We start from the raw sequence: 26,775 nt of genomic DNA on the forward strand, positions 1-26,775 counted from the left end.
ACCTTTTTGGTAATGCTATTTACAGATCTCACAGCCTAGTTTACAGCCGGTCGGTGTCCCGGCACAGCCGCCCATCGCAGTTTCCCGCAGTTCAAATGGAAGACTTTTTCCGACACGGAACATAGCTTCCGCCATCTCGTCAAATGGTATCGGATGTGAAATTCCACTCAAAGCAAGTTCTGCGGATGTAATCGCATTGGCTACTCCAATCGCATTTCTGCTCTGGCACGGGGATTCTACAAGCCCTGCGATCGGGTCACAGACAAGTCCAAGCAGATTGGAAAGCGCAAGGCTTGCAGCGGTCAGACACATATGGGGAGTTCCGCCCATCATCTCGACAATGGCGCTTGCCGACATGGCACTTGCGGCGCCAACCTCCGCCTGGCATCCGGCTTCCGCACCGGAGACAGAGGCATTTCGCATGAGGAGATATCCGATGGCGCTTGCATTTAAAAGCCCTTGGTAGAGTTTCTCATCGGATAATCCGTGCTCATCCTGCATTGCAAGCAGTACACCCGGAACGACGCCGGACGAGCCTGCGGTCGGGGCAGCGACAATCAGTCCCATCGAGGCGTTGACTTCTAAAACAGCCATGCTATAGGAGATTGCCTTCGAAAGCATACTGCCACAGACACAGGAAGTGGTTTTCCCATGATCGTTTACTTTTTTTGCCTCACCGCCAATCAATCCGCCGATAGATTTTCCAGGATGTAAGAGAGGTCTGGTTGCGGCATTTTTCATAATAGAGAGCACTGTCTCTAACTTCGAATCAATTTCTTCAGATGAAAGAGATCCTGTCGTCATCTCGCGAAGTTTCATTATCTCAGAAATAGGAAGTGCTTTTTCTTTGCATGCTCCTATCAATTCTTGTCCGGTAAAAAAATCCATACTAATCCCTCCTACATTTGAATCAGCATAAGATCAGATACATGCGGATTCGTTTTGATTTTGTCTAATACAGCCTCTGGAATCGGTTCGTCAGATTCCACGACGGTATATGCGTTGGCACCCTTGTCTTCGCGGAACAATCTCATGAATGCAATGTTTACTTCCTGTTCACTGAGTGCCTGTGTGATGTGAGCAACCACTCCCGGAGTGTCCTTTTGCTGCACGATCAAGGTACTGTACTCTCCGGTAAACTCTACATCGATGTTGTTGATGCGGACAATCTTCATCTTTCCACCGCCGATAGATTCACCGCGGATAGAGAGTGTATGTCCGGTCACGCCAATAAGATCGATATCTGCTGTATTCGGATGTTCGGTAGCAGTTTTCTCATCGATGATATATTCATAGGTGATATTTCTATCTTTGGCAATCTGAAAGGCATCCCGGATTCGCTCGTCATCTGTAGAGAATCCAAGGATACCACCAAGAAGCGCCCGGTCTGTGCCATGTCCGTGATAGGTCTTCGCAAAAGAGCCATATAGTGTGAATGTCACTTTTTTTATATCTTCCGGGAACATCTTGCGTGCCATTAATGCGATGGATACTGCTCCGGCTGTGTGTGAGCTGGAAGGTCCGATCATATTCGGTCCGATCACATCAAAAATACTTAAAAAATTCATAATCGTTGTCCTCCTGTCGTATCTTCATTTAGTATAACAGGAAATGAAAAGAAGTTACAGGGTTTAGCACGAGAAAAGTTTATAGAAAATTTTCTTTTTTGAGAATGAATTTCATGATAGAATAGAAGAGAAAAAACGGATAAGAAACTTGTAAACTTAGATTCAGCCAAAGAAGGCAGAAAGGCGCGGAAACATTTGAAATTATATCGTACAAAATTACTGGAAAAACTAAAGGAGTCATTGGGAGCAGTCTTACCAATTATTGGGATTGTATTATTTTTGTGTTTTACAATCGCACCGGTACCGACTAGCATTCTGATGGCTTTTATTATTGGAGCATTGATGCTTATTGTTGGAATGATGTTTTTTACATTGGGAGCAGAAATGGCGATGACACCGATGGGAGAACGGCTTGGGACAAAGATGACGCAGACAAAAAAGCTTGGAGTGGTTGTGGTTCTCTGCTTTGTACTCGGGTTTATCATTACAATTTCAGAACCGGATTTACAGGTGCTGGCAGAGCAGGTGCCATCGATTCCAAATTATACATTAATCATAGCAGTCGCGGTCGGAGTAGGGATATTCCTTGTGGCAGCGGTGCTTCGAATGCTGTTTGGAATTGCATTGCCGCATATGCTTGTTGTGTTGTACCCAATTGTATTCCTGCTTGCATTTTTTGTGCCGGCGGACTTTTTAGCAGTTGCATTTGACTCGGGAGGGGTGACCACCGGTCCGATGACAGTGCCGTTTATTATGGCTTTTGGAATTGGTTTTTCGGCGGTGCGTAGTGATAAACATGCGGAAAATGATAGCTTTGGTCTAGTTGCTCTTTGCTCAATTGGACCGATTTTGGCAGTCCTGATTTTAGGGCTTATCTATAATCCGCAGGGAAGTACTTATACTAGAACTGTTATTCCGGATGCGAGTGATTCTGTGGAATTGTGGAAACTATTTGCAGATGGAATCCCAACATATATGAAAGAAATACTGATTTCATTGTTGCCGATTGTTCTGTTTTTTGCAGTTTTTCAGTGTATTTCACTGAAGTTGAAAAAACGAACGTTAGTGAAAATTCTTGTTGGAATTGTATACACTTATATAGGACTGGTGCTATTTCTCACAGGAGTAAATATCGGATTTATGCCGGCTGGAAATTATCTGGGACAACTAATTGCGGCGCTTCCTTATCGTTGGATTATTATCCCGATTGGCATGATTATGGGATATTTTATTGTTAAGGCAGAACCGGCAGTATATGTATTGACGGAACAAGTAGAAGAAATTACATCCGGTGCCATTTCCAGAAATGCGATGGGGCTCAGCCTGTCAATTGGTGTATCTGTATCACTTGGACTTGCGATGGTTCGAGTTCTGACAGGAATTTCTATCTTTTGGTTCATCATTCCGGGATATGCGATTGCGATTGTTTTATCGTTTTTTGTGCCAAAGATTTTTACTGCAATTGCATTTGACTCCGGCGGAGTGGCATCCGGTCCAATGACAGCAACCTTTTTATTGCCGTTTGCAATGGGAGCGTGCCAGGCAGTAGGCGGTAATATTGTAACGGATGCATTCGGTGTAGTTGCTATGGTAGCGATGACCCCGCTGATTACGATTCAGGTGCTTGGAGCAGTCTACAAACTACGTTCAAAACATGTGGCAGAAGAAACCAAAGAACCTGTTTTGGTATTACCGTTGGAAGCATTTGGAGATACAGATATTATTGAATTGTAGGAGACGAGAATTTTATGAGCAAAGTATATATGATGGTTACAATTACAAACCGGCAATTACGCAATCAATTCCAAGACTTATTTGAAAAAAATGAGATGGCTCCTGTTTTTGGAGCATTGGGAAGAGGAACTGCAGACAGTGCCGTTTTGGATTATTTCGGATTGGAGGCGAGCGAAAAGGCGGTGTATTTTTCAATCGTAACGGAGAGTATGTGGAAACAACTTCGGCGGGAATTGATTATTAAGATGCAGATTGATGTGCCGGGAACCGGAATTGCATTTATCGTGCCAGTGAGCAGTATCGGTGGGAAAAAAGTGCTGCAGTATTTGATTGGTGGGCAAGAGTTTGAAAAAGAGGAGGAAACAGTATTGAAAGATACAAAGTACGAATTGCTTGTTGCAATTGCAAATCAGGGAAGTATTGATAATGTTATGGATGCAGCACGGAGTGCGAATGCAGGTGGAGGAACGGTTATTCATGCAAAAGGAACCGGAATGGAAAAAGCGGAAAAATTTTTAGGTGTATCTCTTGCAGAGGAAAAAGAGATTATTTTGATCGTGGCAAAGACATCGCAGAAAAATGAGATTATGAAAGCGATTATGGAGCAGGCAGGGCTTGAAAGCAAAGAAAAGGCGATTGTGTTTTCGCTTCCGGTAACAAGTACAGTGGGTGTCAGAATGCCGGAAGAAGAGTTTTTAGATTAAAGAATTACGGAGAATCCGGACATAAAGGATTCTCCGATTCACTATATACTGTCTATAAAAATGGTTCCAGGCTACGGGTTAAGATGGCTTTCATATGTGCGATTGCGATGCCGTAATTTGTTATAGGAACATTTTGATCAAGCGCACATTTCATTCGATATTTCACTTCACGTTCGTTCAGCATACATCCACCGCAGTGAACAATGAGCTGATAATCAGAAAGATCATCTGGAAATTCGGTTCCACTTGTAAATGAAAAGTGGAGTTCTTTTTTGGTATGCGCTAAAATCCACTGCGGAAGTTTCACAGAACCGATATCGTCACATTGACGATGATGTGTGCAGCCTTCGCTGATGAGTACAGTATCTCCGTCTTCTAAGGTGTCAAGTGTCCAGGCTCCGGTAATCAATGTGTCTAGATTTCCCTTATATCTGGCAAATAAGATGGAAAAAGAAGTTAACGGAATATCACGAGGAACCTCTTTGGAGACTTTTCCAAATGCCTGACTGTCGGTGATGACAAGTTTTGGCTTGACAGCAAGTTTGTCCAATGTATCTTTTAATTCCGTATCTTTTACAACAATGGAGACTGCACCTGCATCTAAAATGTCGCGGATTGTCTGCTGCTGTGGCAAGATGAGTCTGCCTTTTGGAGCAGCACTGTCAATGGGAACGACAAGCACAACAAAATCAAGTGGTGCAATCAAATCTCCTACAATTTTTTTCTCAGTCAGTTCTTTTGGAAGTTGACTTGCAATCAATTCTTTTAATGCCTGTATATGATAGCCGTTTTTGGCACTGACTTGTAGAGAATGGCTTTCTTGTCTGGTATTCACAGAAGCATCTGTTATTAAGTCCATTTTGTTGAAGACAATGACATATGGTATGTTTTTTTCTTTGATTCGAGTAAGAATCCGGTCGTCTTCTTCTGTCATGCCGATGCTGCCATCCACGACAAGGACAGCAATATCGGTTTTATTTAGCATTTGATATGCTTTTCTGATACGGAGTGTACCGAGCTTGCCTTCATCGTCAAGTCCCGGTGTGTCAATCAGCACAACTGGACCGAGAGGCAGCAGTTCCATTGATTTTAGGACAGGATCGGTCGTCGTGCCCTTGATATCAGATACGATGGCGAGATCCTGACCGGTGATGGCGTTTATGACGCTGGATTTTCCGGCATTTCGCTTCCCGAAGATTCCGATATGAATACGTTCGGAAGATGGTGTGTTATTGAGACTCATAATTTTCCTCCTAGAACCGGAAATCACGGCGGTTATCTTCTTCGATTGCCTTCAGGTTATCAATGACAATTTTTCTTACTTTTTCATTTGGAATGTGGTTGATTTCCTCTGAAATTAATTTTTCTCCGATTTTTTTTGTCTCAGGGGAAGCATAATCCATCAGGTATTCTTTTAAGGTCATCAGTGCGTTCGGCTGGCAGCAGTTTTGAATCTGTCCGCTTTTACAAAGAGACATAAAACGGTCTCCGGTGCGTCCTTCCCGATAACAGGCGGTACAAAAGCTTGGAAAATAGCCAAGTTCCATCAGCCACTTGACGATCTCATCCAAGGTTCTTGTGTCGCTTACGTCGAACTGTTCGGATTTGTCTTCTTCAGGTTCCGGTTCAGCATAGCCGCCCACACTTGTCTTGGAACCACCGCTGATCTGGGAGACGCCAAGATGGAGAACGCGTTCACGGCATTTCTGACTCTCCCTGGTAGAAATAATCATGCCGGTGTAAGGTACGGCGATACGAATACAGGCAACCAGTTTTGCAAATATATCGTCGTCAATTCCGTTGTCAAATGCGTCTGCGTCAATATCATCTGCGTGTCTCAGACGAGGAACACTGATCGTGTGCGGGCCGACTCCCCAGACTGTCTCGAGGTGTTCCGCATGCATCAAAAGTCCGGCAAACTCATAGCGGTATTTGTCAAGACCGAAGAGGACGCCGATTCCCACATCATCGATGCCGCCTTCCATTGCACGGTCCATCGCCTCGGTGTGATAATCATAATCATGTTTAGGTCCGGTCGGGTGAAGTTCAAGGTAACTTTCTTTGTGGTACGTCTCTTGGAAGAGAATGTAAGTTCCGATTCCGGCTTCTTTAAGTTTACGGTAGTTTTCGACAGTTGTTGCAGCGATATTGACATTGACACGGCGGATAGCACCATTTTTATGCTTGATACTGTAAATGGTGTTGATACATTCTAAAATGTACTCGATTGGGTTGTTTACAGGATCCTCACCGGCTTCGAGGGCAAGACGCTTGTGCCCCATATCCTGAAGTGCGATGACTTCCTTTCGGATTTCTTCTTGCGTCAGTTTTTTTCTTGCTATGTGCTTATTTTTCATGTGGTATGGGCAATAGGTACAGCCATTGATACAGTAATTGGAAAGATATAGTGGGGCAAACATGACAATTCGATTGCCGTAGAAATCTTTCTTAATCTGTTCAGCTAAAGCATAGATTTCTTGATTTTTTTCTTCGATGTCACACGCCAGTAAGACAGATGCCTCACGGTGTGAGAGCCCTTTGCGAAGTTTGGCTTTTTCGATTAATTCTGTGATCAGCACTTCGTTGTGCCTGTTTTCTTCTGCGTAGTTTAATGTCGCTAAAATTTCTTCATGGTTAATAAATTCTTCCGCTTTTTTTGATGCTGGGTTATACATAGGTTTGTCTCCTTTCTTAGTTTGGGGACGTAGTAAAAGTCACTTTTACTACGTCCCCAATTGACAATAGCCCTGTCCCTAATTGAGCAGGTGAGGGCAGGTTTACGTAGTGTTAGTTCAGGGAATCCCCGCGGGATACCACGATTTGATATCCGATATCTGCCATGCTTCTTTTTAAACTATTTAAAGATTCTGCCGCTTCGTCTCCTGTAGAGATTTTATTATCGTATAAAAGATAATTTTTCCGAAGGTTGATGGGGGACAAGTTCGGCATAATGACATTGGCACCTGCCAGAATACCGAGTTCCCGTCCGTTAGGGCTGATAGTTCCAAGTGCCGTCGTGGCTGGAAGTAATACTTTCGGCAGCATTAATCTCAAAAGACCAAGCATAAAAAGTGTTAATTCTAAGCTTCCGGATGTCTGGTCTTTAAACGGAGTATTGTGGTGTGAGATAAAGGGGCCGATTCCGATCATTTGGGGATTTAAGCTTTTAATAAACAACAAATCGTCGGCAAGATTTTCTGAAGTTTGATAAGGGGAACCGACCATAAATCCTGTACCGACCTGATATCCGATTTCCTTTAAATTCCAAAGGCATTGCTGACGATTTTCGGCAGTCAGAGAAGATGGATGCAGTTTTTGGTAATGCACGGAGTCAAATGTCTCATGGCGCAAAAGATAACGGTCTGCACCAGCTTCAAATAATGCCTTATAGCTGTCGTAAGATTTTTCACCAACGGAAAGTGTGATGGCGCAGTCAGGATAAGAACTCTTGATCGAAGAGACGATATCACAAAGACGAGCGTCGGTAAAATAGCCGTCTTCGCCACCCTGTAAGACAAATGTGCGAAAGCCAAGTGTATATCCGCTTTTGCAGCAGGTCAAAATATCTTCTTTTGTAAGTCGATACCGGGGAGTATTCGCATTGCTTTTTCGGATGCCGCAGTAAAAGCAATCATTTTTACAGTAATTTGTAAATTCAATCAATCCGCGTACATAAATCTCTTTTCCATAATATTGATGTCGAACCTCTCTCGCCTGCGCGAAAAGGTAGTCCGAAAGCTCTACAGAGCGGTTTTCAATCAGTGAAATCCATTCTTTTTTTGACAAGTTTTGAGTTTCTTTTAATTTTTGAATCAATTCTTTCATAAGCTTTTGAATCCTCCTTCCTTATTAAAACGGTAGTTTGGAATAAACGGTCTTTGTGCTGAGCCCCGGAAGCATTCCGATTTTCCCGGACAGGGAACTGATTACATCATTTGGTGCATCGATGGCAATGCTGATGATTGAGACATTTTTCTCTCGATAAGGGATGCCCATGCGCCCAACAATGTAAGAGCCGTATTCGCTTAACAATGTATTCAATTCCTGAATGGATTCATGACTTGTGACAATGATGCCAATGAGTGCAATTCTTGTTTCCATAAACAACTCCTTCCTAAAAAAAGAACCTACGCCTATGGCGAAGGTTCAAAAAGGGCAAACTTATCTTGATAAGTCTGATCGGTCTTTTATTCGGTCCGCCTTTTTACTCAGATATCAGAAAGAAAAATCTGCCCTTTGTAATTAGTACGTATGTTATGAAAAGTATAGCATATACACAAAAAAGGTACAATGCTCGATTTGGTTTTTAAGAAAAATTCCAAACATTGAAAATATCATCTTTAGACTATAAGGGAAAGGTGGCATGCACAATCTTTACTTCAGGCTGCAACCTTAGATGTCTATTTTGCCATAATGTGCCGCTCGTTCTTGGGACAGGGCAGGCAGAAAAGTATCGGGAAGAAGTCAAAGAACTTGGATTTTTGGTAAAACTGGATACGAATGGGAGCTTTCCATAGAAGTTGAAAAGTCTTGTCCAAAATGGACTGGCAGACTATGTTGCGATGGACATTAAGAACAGTCCAAGACAATGTTGTAAGACACCCGGTTACATATGAGTTTCGCACAACGGTAATCCAAGAATATCATACGTGGGAGTCGTTTGAAGAAATTGGACGGTGGATACGAGGGGGTGAAAAATATTTTTTGCAATCTTTTGTGGACTCGAGAGAGTTGATCGGTGATGAGATAAACGGATGCGAAAAGGCAGAAATGCAGGCGTTTGCGGAGGTTATAAGACTTTATGTTTCAAACGTAGATCCATGTGGTATGTAACAATATATAGAAATATAAAACCAAAAACACACAATATATAGTTTGTTAGTGCTATTGACGAACGTTTCGCGTAGTGCTACAATGGGTTCATGATTTGTAAATGGTGGACGTTGAGATAGATGTATCAGGTAACAAAAAGAGACAGGAAAATAACTGATTTTCATTTGAAAAAAATTGTAGCTGCGATCACGAAGGCATTTGAAGCACAGGAGATTATTGCAGAAGAAAATGTATCGGTGGAAGAGAGAAAAACGTTGCTGTTTACAATGAAGACTTGTACGAATTGCAAGGTTGCAGAATTTATGTTGGATTAGGCACGTGTGGAATATGAAAAAATCGACAAATGCGTCAGAAATTAAAAAGTATACAGAAGAGATGTAGAACATAGGAGGAGACAAGATGAAATTAGGATTTATAGGATGCGGCAATATGGCAAATGCCATGATAGCTGGGATTATTGGAAATGGAATCTGCAAGGCGGAGGAGATTATCGGGACGGCAAAATCAGAGGAAAGCAGAGTACGTGTGAACAAAGAATTTGGAATTTATATGACAGAGGACAACAAGGAAGCTGCAGAAAAAGCAGATGTGATTGTACTTTCTGTGAAACCACAGTTTTATGAAGAAGTTATCTGTGAGATTAAAGATGTTATGAAAGATAATCAGATTGTAGTGACGATCGCACCTGGAAAAACGCTTGCGTGGCTGGAAGAAAAATTCGGTAAACCGGTGAAACTTGTGAGAACAATGCCAAACACACCGGCAATGGTTCAGGAAGGAATGACGGGTGTCTGCAAAAATACATATGTGACAGAGAGCGAGATGGAGCATGTATGCGATATTTTACGCGGATTTGGAGAAGTAGAAATTATTCCGGAGAGATTGATTGATGCAGTCGTGACGGTAAGCGGAAGTTCTCCGGCATATGTGTTTATGATGATTGAGGCGATGGCAGACGCGGCAGTCGCAGAAGGAATGCCAAGAAAACAGGCATATAAATTTGCGGCGAAAGCAGTGATGGGAAGCGCGAAGATGGTTCTTGAGACAGGAAAACATCCGGGAGAATTGAAAGATATGGTATGCTCTCCGGCAGGAACGACGATTGAGGCGGTGAAAGTGCTGGAGGCAGTAGGATTCAGGAGTGCTTTGATGGAAGCGATGGAAGTGTGCGCAGAAAAATCAAGAAATATGTAAAAAAATAAAAGCCTGCCCTAACGCGTTTGAATTGTTAAGGCAGGCTCTTTTATACGACAAAAATACTATCCAAATAGTGAGACAGGGAACGTCTCATATTTCCTTCAAAATCAGCATCTCCATTTCTCATCGCCCATTCAAATACATTTCCGATGACAATCATACGGATATCTGTGGTGATTTCCTCGATTTTCAAATTCAATTGAATTGCATTGGCCCCTAAAGCTCGTTCTAAATAATGCTGAACAGTGACGATTGGGTATGGACGCTCGGTACGAATCGTAGGGTTTAACGCTTGATTGTGCGGAGTGTAATATCCCGCCATAAATTCCACGCCAAGTTCCTTACAATATTTCACATAATTTAAGTAGACGTGAATGATCGTTTCTTTTGCATCCTCTTTATTTTTAGGCAGTTCTAAACGATCCGGATCGATGCTTGGCTGGTCTTCAATATAATAGGAAAGCAGATCATCTTTTGTTTTAAAGTGATGATAAAAGCTTCCGTTGGAAACGCCTGCTTCCTCGCAAATATTTTTTATGGAAAGTTCTTCGTAGCCACTTTTTTGTAAAATACGTTTTGCAGCCTGGAAGATACGCTCTTTTGTCTCTTTTGATTTTCTCTGTTGTTTTGATAATTCTACAGGTTCTTTCATGTTTTCCCTCCTTCATTCAATGACAGATTTGTATGAAGTATACCATAACTTCTTATAAAAAACAAGAAAACCGAGTAGACTCTGTTTCTGCTCGGCTCCTTGTTGGTAAAAATAAATTTATTTCTGATCTTCCCGCACTTCGATTTTACGAATCTCTTTTGTGCGGATTTCTTTACAAATATCATTGATAAATGTATCTAAAGGTTTTTGACCTTCATCGCCTAAATATCTGCTTCGTACAGATACAACGCCTTCTTCTTCCTCTTTTGCTCCGACAACAAGCATGTAAGGAACGCGATCGAGACGTGTCTCACGAATTTTGTAACCAATTTTTTCAGCACGTTCGTCAACTGTGCATTTTACGCCGTTGCCACGTAATTCGTTAGCAACTTTGTTTGCATAATCGTGATATTTCTCTGAAATAGGAAGTACACGAACCTGTTCCGGACAAAGCCATGTCGGGAATAAGCCGGCATATTTTTCAATCAGCCATGCAAGTGTTCTCTCGTAGCATCCCATTGCAGTACGATGGATGATGTATGGACGTTTCTTTTCGCCGTCTTTGTCTACAAATGTCATGTCAAAACGTTCTGCAAGGAACATATCCAACTGAATTGTAATCATAGTATCTTCTTTGCCATAAACATTCTTTGCCTGAATATCTAATTTAGGTCCATAGAATGCAGCCTCACCTGTCTCTTCTGTGTAGTTGATTTCAAGATGGTCTAACATTTTACGCATAACATCTTCTACTTCATCCCACATTTCTCTTGTTCCAAGATATTTATCCATATTGTCAGGATCTGCAAGAGAGAGACGGTATGTTACGTCTTCTTCCACACCGAGTGTTGTCAGACAGTATTTTGCAAGATCGACACAGCCTTTGAATTCATCTTCTACCTGGTCAGGGCGGATAACAAGATGTCCTTCAGAAATTGTAAACTGTCTTACACGAGTCAATCCGTGCATTTCTCCGGAATCTTCATTTCTGAATAAAGTAGAAGTCTCACCGTAACGGCATGGCAGATCTCGGTAGCTCTTCTGGCTTTGTTTGTATACATAATACTGGAAAGGACATGTCATCGGACGAAGTGCGAATACTTCTTCGCCTTCTTTTTCTTCATCTCCAAGAACGAACATTCCTTCTTTATAATGTCCCCAGTGATCGGAAATGACATATAAATCTTTTTTTGCCATAAGCGGTGTCTTTGTTCTCAGATAACCGCGGCGTTCTTCTTCGTCTTCAATCCATCTTTGCATTGTCTGGATCATAGCAGCGCCTTTTGGCATCAAAAGAGGAAGTCCCTGTCCGATGACATCAACAGTTGTGAACAGTTCCATCTCACGACCAAGTTTGTTGTGGTCGCGTTTTTTGATGTCTTCCAAATGTTCCATATGTGCTTTTAATTCATCTTTTTTTGCATACGCTGTTCCGTAGATACGAGTCAGCATTTTATTGTTTTCATTTCCTCTCCAGTAAGCACCGGAAGAAGAAATTAGTTTGAATGCTTTAACACCTTTTGTGCTCATCAAGTGAGGTCCGGCGCAAAGATCAACAAATTCACCTTGTCTGTAGAATGAAATCACAGAATCTTCAGGAAGATCGTTGATCAATTCCACTTTATAAGGTTCCCCTTTTTCTTCCATAAGTGCGATCGCTTCAGCACGAGGAAGTTCGAAACGTTCAATTTTAGCACCTTCTTTGATGATCTTTTTCATCTCTTTTTCAATTGTCTCTAAATCTTCGTTTGAAAATGGTGCATGTTCAAAATCATAATAGTATCCAGTATCGATGGAAGGTCCGATTGCAAGTTTTGCCTCCGGATATAATCTCTTTACTGCCTCTGCAAGAACATGAGATGCCGTGTGACGAAGTGCTGCAAGCCCTTTTTCGTCATTTGCAGTCAAAATGTTTAGTTCACAGTCTTCTGATACAACTGTTCTTAAATCTACAACTTCGCCATTTACCTCTCCGGCGCAAGCTGCTCTCGCAAGCCCCTCGCTGATATCAAGTGCAATTTCATATACTGATTTGCTCTCTGCATATTCCTTTACAGAACCATCTTTTAATGTGATTTTCATAATAATCATCTCTCCTTTTTTAATTTGGGGACGTAGGAAAATTGAATTTTACTACGTCCCTAATTGACAAATGCCCTGTCCCTAAACGTAAAATGAAACGAAAAAAATCCCTTGTAATGAATTTCATTACAAGGGACGAGTTCTCTTTACTCGCGGTTCCACCCAAATTGTACTGGCAAATACCAGAACCACTCAACTGATTATAACGGAATCACCGGACTGTTTTGCAGCCACTCCGAGGTAGTTTTCAGATGTTTCCGCAATAAGAGGCTTCCAGCCAGCGACCTCTCTCTCTGTATCCTTTCACATCTTACTCGTCTCATCAACGTGTTTTCTGTTTCTATACCCCCTATTATAACATTGGAAAATGATTTGTCAATGACTGGATTTTTGGATATAATAGTTACAGTTCACATATCGGTCGATCGCAAAAGCAGCATAGAGAGTGTGAACAATAATGTATCATGCGTAGAACAGAGAGGATTTTAGAAATGGATATAAATCAAAAAATAACAGAAGAGCTTGGCGTGAAAAAATGGCAGGTGGAAGCGGCTGTAAAGTTAATTGATGAGGGAAATACGATTCCGTTTATTTCCAGATACCGTAAAGAGGCAACTGGTTCGTTAAATGATGAGCAGCTTCGAAAATTATACGAAAGACTGATGTATCTTCGGAATTTGGAAGAGAAAAAAGAGCAGGTGCTTGCGACAATTGAAGAGCAGGGGAAGCTGAAAGAAGAATTGAAATTGCAGATTCTTGCAGCAGAGACACTGGTAGTTGTGGAAGATTTATACCGCCCATATAGACCAAAACGAAGAACGAGGGCGACAATCGCAAAAGAAAAAGGGCTTGAACCTCTGGCAGCACTGATCACGCTGCAAAAGACAAAAGTCCCGATAGAAGAAGCAGCAAAATCTTATATTTCGGAAGAAAAAGAGGTAAAGACGGCGGAGGAAGCAATCAATGGAGCGAAAGATATCATTGCAGAATATATTTCCGATGAGGCGGATTACCGCATCTATATCCGAGATCTGACTGCGAAACAAGGAAAAATTACTTCAATGGCGAAGGATGCACAGACAGAATCCGTGTACGAGATGTACTATGAATTCGAAGAGCCGATTACAAAACTTGCCGGACACCGTATTCTTGCATTGAATCGTGGAGAAAAGGAAAAGATATTGACTGTGAAGGTGGAGGCCCCGGAAGAACGAATTTTGCAATATCTGGAAAAGAAAGTCATTTCTTCAGATAATGTGTATACAACACCGATTTTACAGGAAGTAATTGAAGACAGCTATAAGCGCTTGATAGCGCCGGCGATTGAACGTGAGATCCGAAGTGATCTAACAGAAAAAGCAGAGGACGGCGCGATTGAGGTTTTTGGAAAGAACTTGGAACAGCTTTTGATGCAGCCGCCGATTGTTGGACAGGTTGTGCTCGGGTGGGATCCTGCATTTCGTACCGGATGTAAGCTTGCAGTAGTAGATGCAACCGGAAAAGTGCTGGATACGACTGTTATTTATCCGACTGCACCGACTACTCCTCAGAAGATTCAGGCAGCAAAAGAGACACTGAAGAAACTGATTCGAAAATACGGAATTACGTTATTTTCAGTTGGAAATGGAACGGCCTCCAGAGAATCAGAGCAGATTATTGTAGAATTATTCAAAGAGATTCCGGAGAAAGTGCAATATATTATCACAAACGAGGCGGGGGCCTCCGTATATTCCGCAAGCAAACTTGCAACAGAAGAATTCCCGAACTTTGATGTAGGACAAAGAAGTGCGGCGTCAATTGCGAGACGTCTCCAGGATCCGCTTGCAGAACTTGTGAAGATTGATCCGAAATCTATCGGTGTCGGACAGTATCAGCATGATATGAATCAGAAAAAATTAAGCGAAGCGCTGTCCGGTGTTGTGGAAGACTGTGTAAATAAAGTCGGAGTGGATCTAAATACTGCATCTGCACCGCTTTTAGCTTATATTTCCGGCATTTCCAATGCGATTGCAAAAAATATTGTCACATACAGAGAAGAAAATGGAAGCTTTACGAGCAGAAAGCAGCTTTTGAAGGTGGCAAAATTGGGACCGAAAGCGTTTGAGCAGTGTGCCGGATTTATGAGAATTCAGGGTGGAAAAAATCCGCTTGATGCGACAAGTGTGCATCCGGAAAGTTACGAGGCGGCAGAAAAACTGCTGGAAAAACAAGGGTTTACAACAAAAGATATTACAGGAGGAAATTTGCAGGGGCTTTCCAAATCAATCAAAGATTATAAAAAGCTTGCAGAAGAACTCGGCATCGGAGAAATTACGCTGCGCGATATTGTAAAAGAGTTGGAAAAACCGGGACGTGACCCGCGTGATGAGATGCCAAAACCGATTTTAAGAACTGATGTCCTGGAGATGAAAGATCTGACAGAAGGCATGATTTTAAAAGGAACCGTCCGAAATGTCATCGACTTTGGAGTATTTGTGGACATCGGAGTGCATCAGGATGGTCTTGTACACATCTCGCAGATTACAGATAAAAAATTTATCAAGCATCCGTTGGAAGTGGTAAGTGTCGGAGATATTGTAGATGTAAAAGTGATGAGTGTGGATGTGAAGAAAAAACGAATTCAGTTGACGATGAAAGGAATATAAAAATGTTCTCGTATGAAACCATTCAGCTTTTTAATGACTTAGAGCTGGTCATTTACAATTACATTATGAAAAACAGTAGTCAGGTACAGTACATGACAATTCGGGAATTAGCAGACGCGGTCCACGTCAGCACTTCATCGATTATGCGATTCTGCAAGAAAGCAGGATGTGATGGATATGCGGAATTTCGGGTGAAATTTAAATTGTACTTGGAGAGCAGAAAGGAAATTCAGCCACAGAATGATTTGAGTGAGCTGCTGCATTATTTTCAGGGTGTTCATACGAGTGCATTTGAGGAGCAGATTTCCAGAGCGGTTGATATGGTCAGAGGAGCGCAGCAGGTAATTCTCATCGGAGTTGGTTCATCAGGAACACTTGCCAGATATGGCGCCAGGTATTTTTCAAATGTGGGAAAATTCAGTCAGTATATTGATGATCCGTACTATCCAATTTCCAGAGACACGTATATTGACACGGTTGTGATTGCGCTATCAGAGTCGGGTGAGACCAGACAGATAATCGAGATGACAGAAAGTTTCAAACGTCATCAGTGTAAGATTTTAAGTATCACAAACAAGGATTCTTCCACATTGTCTAAAATTTCGGACATGAATCTGTCTTATTTTGTGACAGAGAGATTTGTGGAAGGGCGGTACAATGTGACCTCACAGGTTCCGGTACTGTTTCTGATGGAAACGATTGCGAGAAGAATTTAGTATATCAAGATGGCACAAGATGTGCCGGATTTGTAACAAATTTCAAAACAGCATACATGTACCCAAACAAGGGGAAAGAGCAGACAGCCTTTTGGCTGTCTGTTATACTAAATGTAGAAAATAAAAAAGGAGAGAGAAGGCTATGGCAATTGATTATTCCATTACGGCAAAAGAAATTGTAAAAGAACTTGGCGGTGACGAGAATATTGTAAACGTCACACACTGTGCAACAAGACTTCGTTTTATTTTAAAAGACGAATCGGTTGTAGACGGAGCAAAAGTAGCAAAAATTCCGGGTGTCATTACGACTGTACAGGCAGGAGGGCAATATCAGAGTGTCATTGGCAATCATGTGTCGGATGCATATGCTTTTGTGATGAAATTGGTGCACGTAGAATCCGGAGAGATTCAGGATACAGGAAAGAAAGCAGGAGTTGTGAGCCGGATCATTGATGTCATTTCCAGTATTTTTGCCCCATTTTTATATACATTGGCGGCATGTGGTATCTTGCAGGGGATTCTTGGTGTATTAGTAGCTCTGAATTGGATTGATACAACTGGTGGAACGTATCAGATTTTGAATTTTGTTTCATGGACGGCATTTACGTTTTTACCTGTATTGATTGCAGTGACGGCGTCGAAAAAATTTAATGTGAATGTATTTATTGCGGTTGTAATTGCATGTGCACTTGTGTCGCCGGATTATATTGCAATGGTAAATGCAGGGGATCCAGTTAAGTTTTTGGGGATACCGGTACAGCTTCTCAGCTATACATCTTCGGTGATTCCGATTATTCTGGCAATCTGGATTGCATCTTATGTTCAGAAATTTTTTGATAAAGTACTTCCGATTGTGGTGCGAAATTTGTTTACACCAATGTTTACCATTGCGATTATGGTTCCTCTTACTCTGTTGGTGTTCGGTCCGGTTGGGAATACGATCGGCGGAGCAATCGGAGATATCTACAATACACTTTATGGCTTGAGCCCGATTGTTGCCGGTGTGGTAGTCGGAGGACTTTGGGAAGTGCTCGTAATCTTTGGTGTGCATTGGGGAATCACTCCGGTTACGGTAGGAAATTATGCAAATCTAGGATATGATACTTTCACAGGACTTCAGGCATCGGCAGTATTTTCACAGGCTGGCGCAGCACTTGGAGTATTCTTAAAAACGAAAGACAAAGAGATGAAAGGAGTTTCCCTTTCGGCGGCGATTACAGGACTTTTTGGTATCACAGAACCTGCGATTTACGGTGTCAATTTAAGACTGAAAAAACCGATGATCTGTGGATGTATCGCAGGTGCGATCGGCGGAGGAATCGGCGGAGCATTTCAGGCGGTATCATGGAGCTATAACATGCCGGGAATCGCAACACTGCCGGCATATTTTAAAGCAGGACATATGACACAATTTATCGGATTGGTGATTTCTATCTTAGTACCATTTGTACTGGGTGCACTGCTGACATATCTTGTTGGATTTAAAGAAGAGATTACAGAGTTAAAAGAGAATGAGCCAGAGACAAAGCTGACAGAAGGAACAGTGGAAGTGGCAAGCCCGGTGAGTGGAAAAGTAATTCCTGTCTCAAAAGTTAACGATGAGGCATTTGCATCGGAAATGATGGGAAAAGGTGTTGGAATCATTCCCAATGATGGAAAAGTTTATGCACCGTTTGATGGAACAATATCCGCTTTATTTGACACAAATCATGCAGTTGGGTTAACAGGTGAAAATGGTCTGGAAACATTGATTCATATAGGAATTGACACTGTAAAATTAGATGGAAAAGGGTTCAAAGTCCACACAAAGACAGATGCATCAGTGAAAAAAGGTGATTTATTAGTGGAATTTGACAAAAAATTGTTGGAAAAAGAAGGTTTTGATACTACAGTAATTTTTATTGTTGTCAATATGGATCAGGTCAAAGACATGAAAATAGAGGACGAGAAAACAGTAAAAGTGTTGGAGTCTGTGATGGAAGTGACATGTTAGGAGGAGACAAATGCAAAAATTATCAGAAGATTTTCTTTGGGGCGGCGCAGTTGCTGCCCATCAGGTAGAAGGTGGCTGGAATAAAGGCGGAAAAGGAGTCAGCATCGCAGATGTACTGACAGCGGGAGCGCATGGAGTGGATCGTAAAATTACAGACGAAGTGTTGGAAGGGCATTACTATCCGAACCATGAAGCGGTTGATTTTTACGGACATTATAAAGAAGATATCAAATTATTTGCAGAGATGGGATTCAAATGTTTCCGTACTTCGATTGCATGGACACGTATTTTCCCAAATGGGGACGATGAGTGTGCCAATGAAGAAGGACTTCAATTTTACGATGACTTGTTCGATGAACTGCTCAAATATAATATTGAACCGGTCGTGACACTGTCTCATTTTGAGATGCCGTATCATCTTGTGAAAGCATACGGTGGTTGGAAAAACCGGAAAGTAATTGATTTCTTTGTCAAATATGCAGAGACTGTAATGAAACGTTACCGGGACAAGGTGAAATACTGGATGACATTCAATGAGATTAACAACCAGAAAAATTATAAGTATCCGTTGTTTGGGTATACTTGTTCCGGCGTGATTTTCGCGCAGGAGGAAAATCCGGAAGAGTGCATGTATCAGGTGGTGCATCATGAACTGGTGGCAAGTGCGTTGGTAGTGAAAAAAGGGCATGAGATCAATCCAAATTTTCAAATTGGATGTATGCTTGCATGCGTTCCAATTTATCCGTATTCCTGCAATCCAAAAGACATGATGTACTCTGTGGAAGCAATGCATGACCGATACCTGTTTGGAGATGTGCATGTGCGTGGGGCATATCCGTCTTACGCTTTGAAAGAATGGGAGAGAAAAGGATTCCAAATCAAGATGGAAGAGGAAGATTTGGAAATTTTACGTCAGGGTACTGTGGATTATATTGGTTTGAGCTATTATATGACAAATGCGGTGAAGGCAGATCATGTTGCGGAAGGCAATGGAGTTGACGGTTTCCCTGGAAGTGTTCCGAATCCATATGTAAAAATGTCGGACTGGGGATGGCAGATTGATCCAATCGGGCTTCGATATGCACTGAATTTACTATACGAACGCTATCAGAAACCATTGTTTATCGTGGAAAATGGATTTGGAGCAATTGATAAAATAGAAGAGGATGGTACGATTCAGGATGATTATCGAATTGCATATCTGAAAGCGCACATTGAGGAGATGGGAAAAGCAGTGTCACTTGATGGTGTGGAATTGATGGGATACACCCCTTGGGGCTGCATTGACTGTGTTTCTTTCACGACAGGAGAGATGAAAAAACGATATGGATTCATCTATGTTGACAAAGACAATGAAGGAAACGGTACATTAGAGAGAAGGAAGAAGAAATCCTTTCAATGGTATAAACAGGTAATCCAAAGCAATGGAGAAATACTGTAAGCAAAAAATATTTGCAGGAAATGAAGTTAGAAAAAATACTTGAATAACGGCTTATATTGGCATATAATATACGAGAAGTAAATAAGGATTCTTCGGGGCAGGGTGTAATTCCCTACCGGCGGTTACAGTCCGCGACCCATGAAAATGGCTGAACTGGTGGAATTCCAGTACCGACAGTAAAGTCTGGATGTGAGAAGAAGGTGTGTGCAATATATCACAACGATAATAGATGTCCTGAATTTTTTTGATTCAGGGCATTTTTGCATGCGCGAAAGAAGAATTCCTTTTGTAAAGAAAAGGAGAGAAAAAAATGAGTACAACAACAATGACAGAAACAAGAGAAAAATCAAAGGAAAGAATTGGAGTGCGCAGTGTCGTGCAGATCGGTATGCTGTCTGCAATTGCGATTATTTTGATGCAGTTTGAAGTACCGCTTCCATTTGCGCCTCCGTTCTACAAAATCGATTTCAGTGAAATCCCGGTGCTGATTGGCTGTTTTGTGATGGGACCATTTGCAGGAGCAATCGTGGAACTGATTAAAGTAGTTCTCAATGTGGTGATCAGCGGTACTACAACAGGAGGAGTTGGTGATATAGCGAACTTCTTAATAGGATGTGCAATGTGTGTGCCGGCAGGAATGATTTATAAAAAATATCATACGAGAAAGAGTGCACTTGCGGGAATGGCAGTAGGAACCGTATTTATGACGGTGATCGGCTGTATTCTGAATGCATATGTGCTGCTTCCGGTATACGCAAAAGCATTCGAGATGCCAATCGATGCGTTGGTCGCGATGGGAACAGCTGTGAACCACTCGATTACAAGTCTTTCTACGTTTGTGATTTTTGCAGTAGCTCCGTTTAATTTGCTGAAAGGGGGACTTGTATCTTTCATTGTGTTCCTGATTTATAAGAAAATCAGTCCGATTTTTAAAATGAACAAGTAAGTTGTAACCATGAAAATGCTGTGCTATAATTTTATAGCACAGCATTATTCGTGTGAAATATCAATTTAGATGGAGGAAACACATGTCTGTAAAATTTGAAGTGAAGATGACGGATAAGATCATGTATGATTTTCTGCTGTATCATACGTATACACATATGAGTGGTTTGCTGGGAGCAATGATTGGAGTGCTTGCCCTTGGGATGGGAATGAATTATATGCTGTCGGGAGATTCTATGGCGGCGATGCCGGCATTTATATTAGCGGCATTGTTCTTGGTGGTGACGCCGGTTTCCCTGAAAGGAAAGGCAAAGACACAGGTACAAAGAACGAAGATGTTTCAAAAACCATTAGAATATGAATTGTCAGAAGAAGGCGTAACGGTAAGACAAGGGGAACTGGAAGTGACCAACAAATGGGAGGATTTTTCCAAGGCGGTCAGCACGAACCGTGCGGTGATTTTATATGTGACAAGGATGCGGGCGCTGATTTTCCCGAGAGAGTCTATGGAAGAGCAGTATGAGGCAGCTGTGAAGATGATTTCTACACATATGCCGCCTAAGAATGTAAAAATCAGACATATTGTAGGATAAAGAGAGGATTTTGAAATGATAATAGAGACAAGAAGTGCACAAGAAACCTATGAACTTGGACTCAAGATCGGAAAAGAAGCAAAAAAGGGCCAAGTTTATACAATGGTAGGAGACCTTGGAGTGGGAAAAACTGTATTTACGCAGGGGATGGCTCATGGACTTGGGATAAAAGAACCAATCAGCAGTCCGACATTTACCATTGTGCAGGTATATGATGATGGCAGAATGCCGTTTTATCATTTTGATGTGTATCGAATTGGTGATATCACAGAGATGGATGAGATCGGTTATGAAGACTATATTTATGGAGAAGGAGTCTCATTGATTGAGTGGGCAAATTTGATTGAAGAGATTCTACCGAAAGAACGGATCGAGATTCAGATTGAAAAAAATTTGGAACAGGGATTCGATTATAGAAAAATTACAATAGAAGAGAGGACGGCGTAGATATGCGGATATTGGCATTGGATAGTTCTGGTTTGGTTGCAACTGTCGCAATTGTGGAAGAAGAACAGATTTTGGCGGAGTATACAGTGAATTATAAAAAGACACATTCACAGACGTTACTTCCGATGTTGGATGAGATTGTCAAAATGACAGAGTTTGACCTGAACACATTGGATGCGATTGCGGTGGCAGGAGGACCTGGATCATTTACCGGACTTCGTATTGGTTCCGCAACTGCAAAAGGACTTGGTCTGGCATTGAACAAACCATTGATCCATATTCCGACAGTGGACGGATTGGCGTACAATTTATATGGAAATTCCGGGCTGATCTGCCCGATTATGGACGCAAGGCGAAATCAGGTATATACAGGATTATATCGTTTTCAAGGGGAACAGCTTGAAATTGTAGAAGAACAGATGGCAATTTCGCTAGAAGAACTAATAGGAAAATTAAATGCATATGGAGAAAAAGTCACATTTCTGGGGGATGGCGTTCCGGTTTATCAAACACAATTAAAAGAAGGACTTCAAACGGAATATCATTTTGCACCGGCGCATAAAAACCGTCAAAGTGCGGCAGCAGTAGGAGCGCTCGCAATGCAATACTTAAAAGAAGGAAAGACGGAGACAGCAATGGAGCACCAGCCGGATTATCTGCGCCTGTCTCAGGCAGAAAGGGAGCGGGCAGAAAAAAATGCAAAGCTTTCGTAATATGAAAAAGCAGGATGCAGAGGCAGTTGCATTACTGGAAACATTGAATTTTTCAGATGCATGGAGCAGACAAAGTCTCTTAGAGACGTATGAACAAAGACAGTCCTTTATCACAGTCGCAGAAGAAGATGGAAACATCATAGGGTACTGTATTATCTATTTTGTGATGGATGAAGGGGAAATTGCGCGAATTGCAGTGAACCCAAAAGAACAGCGCAGAGGGGTAGGGCGGCAATTGCTGGACTACACTTGTGAGACCTGTCGAGAGAAAAAAATTCAGCGTTTGATGTTAGATGTGCGGGAAAGTAATATACCGGCGCGAAAATTTTATGAACACTATGGATTTACCAAAGATGGTGTCCGAAAAAACTTCTATGAAAAACCAGAAGAAGATGCCATTTTGATGAGTAGACAAATTGGATAGAGATTGACAGTTCAGGCAGCAGTTCCCACTAGGAATTACGATTTGCAATCGCTATAATAAAGACGTAGCAGACAGATGAAATGAGATTCGTTCACAGGAGGAATTTGTATGCGTCAGTATAACATTCAGGAGACAAAAGAAGTAACAAAAATTATTTGTAATAAATGTGGGAAAGAAATTGCTGTAGAAAACGGAATGGCAAAAGAAGATACGCTTTCTGTGCAGAAACGGTGGGGGTATTTTTCGGAAAAGGACAATGAAGTGCATGCGTTTGATTTGTGTGAGGCGTGCTATGACGAACTGATTTCGAATTTTCGAATTCCGATAGAAATAGAGTAGAGATAGGAGAATCAGATGTTAGATGTTTGTTTATTGGGAAGCGGTGGGATGATGCCGCTTCCATATCGGTGGCTTACGTCATTGATGACAAGATTTAATGGAAGCAGTCTTTTGATTGACTGTGGGGAGGGCACTCAGATTGCCATAAAAGAAAAGGGATGGAGTTTTAAACCAATCGATGTGATTTGTTTTACACATTATCACGGCGATCATATCAGCGGGCTTCCAGGGCTTTTGCTTACAATGGGAAATGCAGACCGGAAAGAGCCGTTGACCCTTATCGGGCCGAAAGGATTGGAACGGGTTGTGACAGCACTGCGTGTCATCGCGCCAGAGCTTCCTTTTGAGATTAAATTTATAGAGATTACACAGCCGGAGCAGATATTCGAATTGAATGGCTACCGGCTAAAAGCATTTCGGGTGAATCATAATGTGGTGTGTTATGGGTATACGATAGAGATTGACAGAGCTGGAAAATTTGATTTGGAGAGAGCGCTTTCGCAGGACATTCCAAAACAATATTGGAAACATTTGCAAAAAGGAGAGACAATCGAGTCAGATGGAAAAACATATACGCCTGAGATGGTGCTTGGAGCACCTAGAAAAGGCTTGAAATTGACTTATTGTACCGATACAAGACCGACAAATTCTATTCGAGAGAATGCGAAAGGATCGGATCTGTTTATCTGTGAAGGAATGTATGGAGAAAAAGAAAAAGCGGCAAAAGCTATAGAATATAAACATATGACTTTTTATGAGGCGGCAACACTTGCAAAAGAAGCGGAGGTGGAGGAGATGTGGCTGACACATTACAGCCCGTCTTTGACGAAACCGGAAGAATACATGGAAGATGTGAGAGCGATCTTCCCAAATGCAAAAGCAGGAAAGGATAGAATGTCTGTGGAATTGGCGTTTGAGGAAGAATAGTTGGCAAAGATAGGTAAAGAGGATGAAAATATGGTAGAACAAAAAGATGTTATGATATTAGCAATTGAAAGTTCATGTGATGAGACGGCGGCATCTGTTGTAAAAAATGGAAGAGAAGTCCTTTCGAATGTAATCTCTTCACAAATTGAACTGCACAAATTATACGGGGGAGTTGTCCCGGAAATTGCATCGCGTAAGCATATTGAAAAAATTAACCAGGTGATCGAGGAAGCATTATCAGAAGCAAAGGTGACTTTGGATGATATAGATGCGATTGGAGTGACCTATGGACCAGGGCTTGTGGGGGCTCTTCTTGTCGGTGTGGCAGAAGCGAAGGCGATCGCCTACGCAAAAAATCTTCCACTTGTGGGTGTGCACCATATAGAAGGACATATTTCAGCAAACTTCATTGAAAATAAAGAGTTAGAGCCACCGTTTGTCTGTCTTGTTGTGTCGGGCGGGCATACACACCTTGTATGTGTAAAAGACTATGGAAAATATGAAATTATTGGACGTACGAGAGATGATGCGGCAGGAGAGGCGTTTGATAAAGTGGCACGTGCCATTGGACTTGGTTATCCTGGGGGACCCAAGATTGATAAGTTGTCCAAAGAAGGGAATCCAGACGCAATTGTATTTCCAAAGGCTCACATCAATGATGCGCCATACGATTTTAGTTTCAGCGGAGTCAAGTCAGCGGTACTGAACTACATCAATGGATGCAAGATGAAAGGTGAGGACTATAATCGGGCGGATATTGCGGCATCTTTCCAAAAAGCAGTGACAGATGTATTGGTGGAAAATGCAATGCGGGCAGTGAAAGAATACGGTATCTCTAAGTTTGCAATTGCGGGGGGAGTTGCCTCTAACAGTACACTACGAGCTGCCATGAAAAAAGCATGCGAAGAGCGAAATGTAGAATTTTACTATCCTTCTCCGATATTTTGCACGGATAATGCGGCGATGATAGGTGTGGCTGCGTATTATGAATATTTAAATGGAACAAGACATGGCTGGGATTTGAATGCAGTTCCAAATTTAAAATTAGGAGAGCGTTAGTATGCAAAAGAAAAAATGTAAGGCAATAGTTCTGGCGGCAGGGCAGGGACGTCGTATGGGAACAAAAACACAAAAACAATATTTAGAAATTATTGGGAAACCGGTGCTGTGCTATTCTTTGGAAGTTTTTCAACAATCAGAGATTATAGATGAGATTATTTTGGTGGTAGGAAAAGGGCAAGAAACATACTGCAAAAAAGAAATTGTTGAGAAATATCAGATTCAAAAGGTGAAGAAAATTGTAACCGGAGGAGAAGAGCGTTATCACTCCGTATGGAACGGACTGAAAGAAGTATCCAAAGATGGGTATGTATTTATACATGATGGAGCCAGACCATTTATTGATCAAGAGATGATCCGGCGTGTATATGAAGAAGTTGTGCAACATAAAGCATGTGTAGCAGGTATGCCTGTAAAAGATACGATTAAAATTGTAGATACATCAGAATTTGCGGAAGAGACACCAGACAGAAGCAAAGTATGGCTTGTACAGACTCCTCAGGCATTTGAGAATAACTTGATAAAAAATGCGTATAAAATATTGATTGAGAAAGAAGAATATTCAGTGACAGATGATGCAATGGTGGTAGAAAAAATACTTGGTGAAAAAGTGAAATTAGTGCGCGGCTCTTATGAAAATATTAAAATTACAACACCAGAAGACCTTGATATTGCTGGAGTTTTTGCAAAAATACAAAAAAAATAAAAAAGTTTAAAAAAAGTGTTGACAGTACTCGCTTACTATGCTAGAATACATCTTGTCGTTAGCGAGTACGACAAACAAAAACAATAAAATATATGCAGAGGTATCGAAGTGGTCATAACGAGGCGGTCTTGAAAACCGTTTGTCCGAGAGGGCGCGTGGGTTCGAATCCCACCCTCTGCGTTTGAGAAAAACCACCAACCAAAATGATTCGGTGGTTTTCTTATGCCGAAGTTGGCTGGGAGAAGTACCCAAGTGGCTGAAGGGGCTCCCCTGGAAAGGGAGTAGATCGTTAATAGCGGTGCGAGGGTTCAAATCCCTTCTTCTCCGTTTGTTTTCTGAAAGTGTCAAATGCTAATATAGAAACTTGAAAAAAGTCGAAAAAAGGTGTTGACAAACAAAAAGAAAACATGGTATTATATCTGAGCACTTGATTGAGCGATGAAAAACAAGAAAATAAAAGTTCAAAAAAGTGAAAAAAGTTGTTGACAAGCAAAAAGAGATGTGGTAATCTAATATAGCTGTCGCAAGACAACAAAAACAAAGAACATTGATAATTAAACAACAGATGACAAGATAACCCTGAAAGATTCTTAAAAGAGAAAAATTCAGAACAGACATGAAAATGTCAACCTAAAACAGTAAAGGGAAAGATAGCTAGCAGTTATCTGAACCGGAACAAACACTTTTAACGAGAGTTTGATCCTGGCTCAGGATGAACGCTGGCGGCGTGCTTAACACATGCAAGTCGAACGAAGCGCTTAAACAGATTTCTTCGGATTGAAGTTTTTGCGACTGAGTGGCGGACGGGTGAGTAACGCGTGGGTAACCTGCCTCATACAGGGGGATAACAGTTAGAAATGACTGCTAATACCGCATAAGCGCACGGTGCTGCATGGCACAGTGTGAAAAACTCCGGTGGTATGAGATGGACCCGCGTCTGATTAGCTAGTTGGTGGGGTAACGGCCTACCAAGGCGACGATCAGTAGCCGGCCTGAGAGGGTGAACGGCCACATTGGGACTGAGACACGGCCCAAACTCCTACGGGAGGCAGCAGTG

General features: G+C 41.8%; 27 protein-coding genes, 2 tRNA genes, 1 rRNA gene, 1 riboswitch and 1 other annotated feature. Of the genes, 22 read left to right on the forward strand and 8 right to left on the reverse strand.

The window, feature by feature from the left end; translation table 11 throughout:
- Positions 1–15: 15 nt before the first annotated feature.
- Positions 16–888 (reverse strand): L-serine ammonia-lyase, iron-sulfur-dependent, subunit alpha, encoded by an 873-nt coding sequence (sdaAA, locus tag ACTQXY_RS02175; RefSeq protein ID WP_441658095.1) that lies wholly within the window; start codon positions 886–888, stop codon positions 16–18.
- An 11-nt stretch (positions 889–899) separates the two neighbouring features.
- A complete protein-coding gene (sdaAB, locus tag ACTQXY_RS02180) occupies positions 900–1,568 on the reverse strand; it encodes an L-serine ammonia-lyase, iron-sulfur-dependent subunit beta (RefSeq protein WP_004613698.1) in 669 nt (222 codons plus the stop codon).
- 195 nt (positions 1,569–1,763) lie between these two features.
- Here sdaAB and ACTQXY_RS02185 point away from each other — a divergent pair, with 195 nt between their 5' ends.
- Both ACTQXY_RS02185 and ACTQXY_RS02190 read left to right on the forward strand, forming a co-directional pair.
- Positions 1,764–3,302, forward strand: coding sequence for a DUF1538 family protein (locus ACTQXY_RS02185; protein ID WP_441658096.1), 1,539 nt, complete (start codon positions 1,764–1,766; stop codon positions 3,300–3,302).
- 14 nt (positions 3,303–3,316) lie between these two features.
- Positions 3,317–4,006, forward strand: coding sequence for a P-II family nitrogen regulator (locus tag ACTQXY_RS02190; RefSeq protein WP_441658097.1), 690 nt, complete (start codon positions 3,317–3,319; stop codon positions 4,004–4,006).
- Between the two features lie 52 nt (positions 4,007–4,058).
- On the opposite strand, the gene hydF is transcribed toward ACTQXY_RS02190, so the two are convergent.
- The 4 genes from hydF to ACTQXY_RS02210 form a co-directional block, all read right to left on the reverse strand.
- A complete protein-coding gene (gene hydF / locus ACTQXY_RS02195) occupies positions 4,059–5,249 on the reverse strand; it encodes a [FeFe] hydrogenase H-cluster maturation GTPase HydF (protein ID WP_441658098.1) in 1,191 nt (396 codons plus the stop codon).
- Positions 5,250–5,259: 10 nt separating this feature from the next.
- Entirely contained in the window at positions 5,260–6,681 is a 1,422-nt protein-coding gene (gene hydG / locus ACTQXY_RS02200; RefSeq protein WP_441658099.1) for a [FeFe] hydrogenase H-cluster radical SAM maturase HydG, read from the reverse strand.
- Positions 6,682–6,793: 112 nt separating this feature from the next.
- Complete coding sequence (gene hydE / locus ACTQXY_RS02205) at positions 6,794–7,831, reverse strand: [FeFe] hydrogenase H-cluster radical SAM maturase HydE (protein ID WP_441658100.1); 1,038 nt, start codon at positions 7,829–7,831, stop codon at positions 6,794–6,796.
- 24 nt (positions 7,832–7,855) lie between these two features.
- Positions 7,856–8,107 (reverse strand): TM1266 family iron-only hydrogenase system putative regulator, encoded by a 252-nt coding sequence (locus tag ACTQXY_RS02210; protein WP_004613704.1) that lies wholly within the window; start codon positions 8,105–8,107, stop codon positions 7,856–7,858.
- A gap of 257 nt (positions 8,108–8,364) precedes the next feature.
- On the opposite strand from ACTQXY_RS02210, the gene ACTQXY_RS02215 reads away from it, so the two are divergent.
- The 4 genes from ACTQXY_RS02215 to proC all read left to right on the forward strand — a co-directional run bounded on the left by ACTQXY_RS02215 (position 8,365) and on the right by proC (position 10,033).
- Positions 8,365–8,523, forward strand: a complete 159-nt coding sequence (locus ACTQXY_RS02215; RefSeq protein ID WP_441658101.1) for a hypothetical protein — start codon at positions 8,365–8,367, stop codon at positions 8,521–8,523.
- Positions 8,524–8,560: 37 nt separating this feature from the next.
- Positions 8,561–8,839: a hypothetical protein gene (locus ACTQXY_RS02220; RefSeq protein WP_441658102.1), complete on the forward strand. Its 279-nt coding sequence runs from the start codon at positions 8,561–8,563 to the stop codon at positions 8,837–8,839.
- A 119-nt stretch (positions 8,840–8,958) separates the two neighbouring features.
- A complete protein-coding gene (locus ACTQXY_RS02225; protein WP_441658103.1) occupies positions 8,959–9,153 on the forward strand; it encodes an ATP cone domain-containing protein in 195 nt (64 codons plus the stop codon).
- Positions 9,154–9,238: 85 nt separating this feature from the next.
- On the forward strand, positions 9,239–10,033 hold the full coding sequence (gene proC / locus ACTQXY_RS02230; protein ID WP_441658104.1) for a pyrroline-5-carboxylate reductase: 795 nt from the start codon (positions 9,239–9,241) through the stop codon (positions 10,031–10,033).
- 49 nt (positions 10,034–10,082) lie between these two features.
- On the opposite strand, the gene ACTQXY_RS02235 is transcribed toward proC, so the two are convergent.
- Positions 10,083–10,688, reverse strand: coding sequence for a TetR/AcrR family transcriptional regulator (locus ACTQXY_RS02235; protein ID WP_441658105.1), 606 nt, complete (start codon positions 10,686–10,688; stop codon positions 10,083–10,085).
- Between the two features lie 117 nt (positions 10,689–10,805).
- A complete protein-coding gene (thrS, locus tag ACTQXY_RS02240) occupies positions 10,806–12,770 on the reverse strand; it encodes a threonine--tRNA ligase (RefSeq protein ID WP_441658106.1) in 1,965 nt (654 codons plus the stop codon).
- Between the two features lie 128 nt (positions 12,771–12,898).
- Positions 12,899–13,105, reverse strand: a binding site (T-box leader).
- Positions 13,106–13,261: 156 nt separating this feature from the next.
- On the opposite strand from thrS, the gene ACTQXY_RS02245 reads away from it, so the two are divergent.
- The 16 genes from ACTQXY_RS02245 to ACTQXY_RS02320 all read left to right on the forward strand — a co-directional run.
- The gene (locus tag ACTQXY_RS02245) at positions 13,262–15,415 is read left to right on the forward strand and encodes a Tex-like N-terminal domain-containing protein (RefSeq protein WP_441658107.1); all 2,154 of its coding nucleotides are present in this window, start codon (positions 13,262–13,264) and stop codon (positions 15,413–15,415) included.
- Positions 15,416–15,417: 2 nt separating this feature from the next.
- Positions 15,418–16,131: an SIS domain-containing protein gene (locus ACTQXY_RS02250; protein WP_441658108.1), complete on the forward strand. Its 714-nt coding sequence runs from the start codon at positions 15,418–15,420 to the stop codon at positions 16,129–16,131.
- Positions 16,132–16,273: 142 nt separating this feature from the next.
- The gene (locus tag ACTQXY_RS02255; protein ID WP_441658109.1) at positions 16,274–18,124 is read left to right on the forward strand and encodes a beta-glucoside-specific PTS transporter subunit IIABC; all 1,851 of its coding nucleotides are present in this window, start codon (positions 16,274–16,276) and stop codon (positions 18,122–18,124) included.
- Positions 18,125–18,134: 10 nt separating this feature from the next.
- On the forward strand, positions 18,135–19,565 hold the full coding sequence (locus ACTQXY_RS02260; RefSeq protein WP_441658110.1) for a 6-phospho-beta-glucosidase: 1,431 nt from the start codon (positions 18,135–18,137) through the stop codon (positions 19,563–19,565).
- An 84-nt stretch (positions 19,566–19,649) separates the two neighbouring features.
- Positions 19,650–19,768: riboswitch (FMN riboswitch) on the forward strand.
- Between the two features lie 107 nt (positions 19,769–19,875).
- Complete coding sequence (locus tag ACTQXY_RS02265; protein WP_441658111.1) at positions 19,876–20,511, forward strand: ECF transporter S component; 636 nt, start codon at positions 19,876–19,878, stop codon at positions 20,509–20,511.
- A gap of 82 nt (positions 20,512–20,593) precedes the next feature.
- Positions 20,594–21,103 (forward strand): YcxB family protein, encoded by a 510-nt coding sequence (locus tag ACTQXY_RS02270; protein ID WP_441658112.1) that lies wholly within the window; start codon positions 20,594–20,596, stop codon positions 21,101–21,103.
- 15 nt (positions 21,104–21,118) lie between these two features.
- Positions 21,119–21,550 (forward strand): tRNA (adenosine(37)-N6)-threonylcarbamoyltransferase complex ATPase subunit type 1 TsaE, encoded by a 432-nt coding sequence (gene tsaE, locus ACTQXY_RS02275; RefSeq protein ID WP_441658113.1) that lies wholly within the window; start codon positions 21,119–21,121, stop codon positions 21,548–21,550.
- Positions 21,551–21,552: 2 nt separating this feature from the next.
- Positions 21,553–22,263, forward strand: a complete 711-nt coding sequence (tsaB, locus tag ACTQXY_RS02280) for a tRNA (adenosine(37)-N6)-threonylcarbamoyltransferase complex dimerization subunit type 1 TsaB (RefSeq protein WP_441658114.1) — start codon at positions 21,553–21,555, stop codon at positions 22,261–22,263.
- Positions 22,247–22,687: a ribosomal protein S18-alanine N-acetyltransferase gene (rimI, locus tag ACTQXY_RS02285; protein WP_441658115.1), complete on the forward strand. Its 441-nt coding sequence runs from the start codon at positions 22,247–22,249 to the stop codon at positions 22,685–22,687. Before tsaB ends, rimI begins: the two co-directional genes overlap by 17 nt.
- A 108-nt stretch (positions 22,688–22,795) precedes the next feature.
- Entirely contained in the window at positions 22,796–23,026 is a 231-nt protein-coding gene (locus ACTQXY_RS02290; RefSeq protein ID WP_004613722.1) for a hypothetical protein, read from the forward strand.
- A gap of 15 nt (positions 23,027–23,041) precedes the next feature.
- A complete protein-coding gene (locus ACTQXY_RS02295; RefSeq protein ID WP_441658116.1) occupies positions 23,042–23,953 on the forward strand; it encodes a ribonuclease Z in 912 nt (303 codons plus the stop codon).
- A 30-nt stretch (positions 23,954–23,983) separates the two neighbouring features.
- Entirely contained in the window at positions 23,984–25,012 is a 1,029-nt protein-coding gene (tsaD, locus tag ACTQXY_RS02300; RefSeq protein WP_156555343.1) for a tRNA (adenosine(37)-N6)-threonylcarbamoyltransferase complex transferase subunit TsaD, read from the forward strand.
- 1 nt (position 25,013) lies between these two features.
- Positions 25,014–25,718: a 2-C-methyl-D-erythritol 4-phosphate cytidylyltransferase gene (gene ispD, locus ACTQXY_RS02305; RefSeq protein ID WP_441658117.1), complete on the forward strand. Its 705-nt coding sequence runs from the start codon at positions 25,014–25,016 to the stop codon at positions 25,716–25,718.
- Positions 25,719–25,812: 94 nt separating this feature from the next.
- Positions 25,813–25,898: transfer RNA gene (locus tag ACTQXY_RS02310), tRNA-Ser, on the forward strand.
- A 58-nt stretch (positions 25,899–25,956) separates the two neighbouring features.
- Positions 25,957–26,045, forward strand: a tRNA-Ser gene (locus ACTQXY_RS02315).
- A 357-nt stretch (positions 26,046–26,402) separates the two neighbouring features.
- Positions 26,403–26,775: ribosomal RNA gene (locus ACTQXY_RS02320) — 16S ribosomal RNA — on the forward strand; the annotation flags it as partial.

The sequence above is a fragment of the Faecalimonas sp. LCP19S3_D12 genome, from assembly GCF_052121495.1.
Lineage (GTDB): Bacteria > Bacillota > Clostridia > Lachnospirales > Lachnospiraceae > Faecalimonas.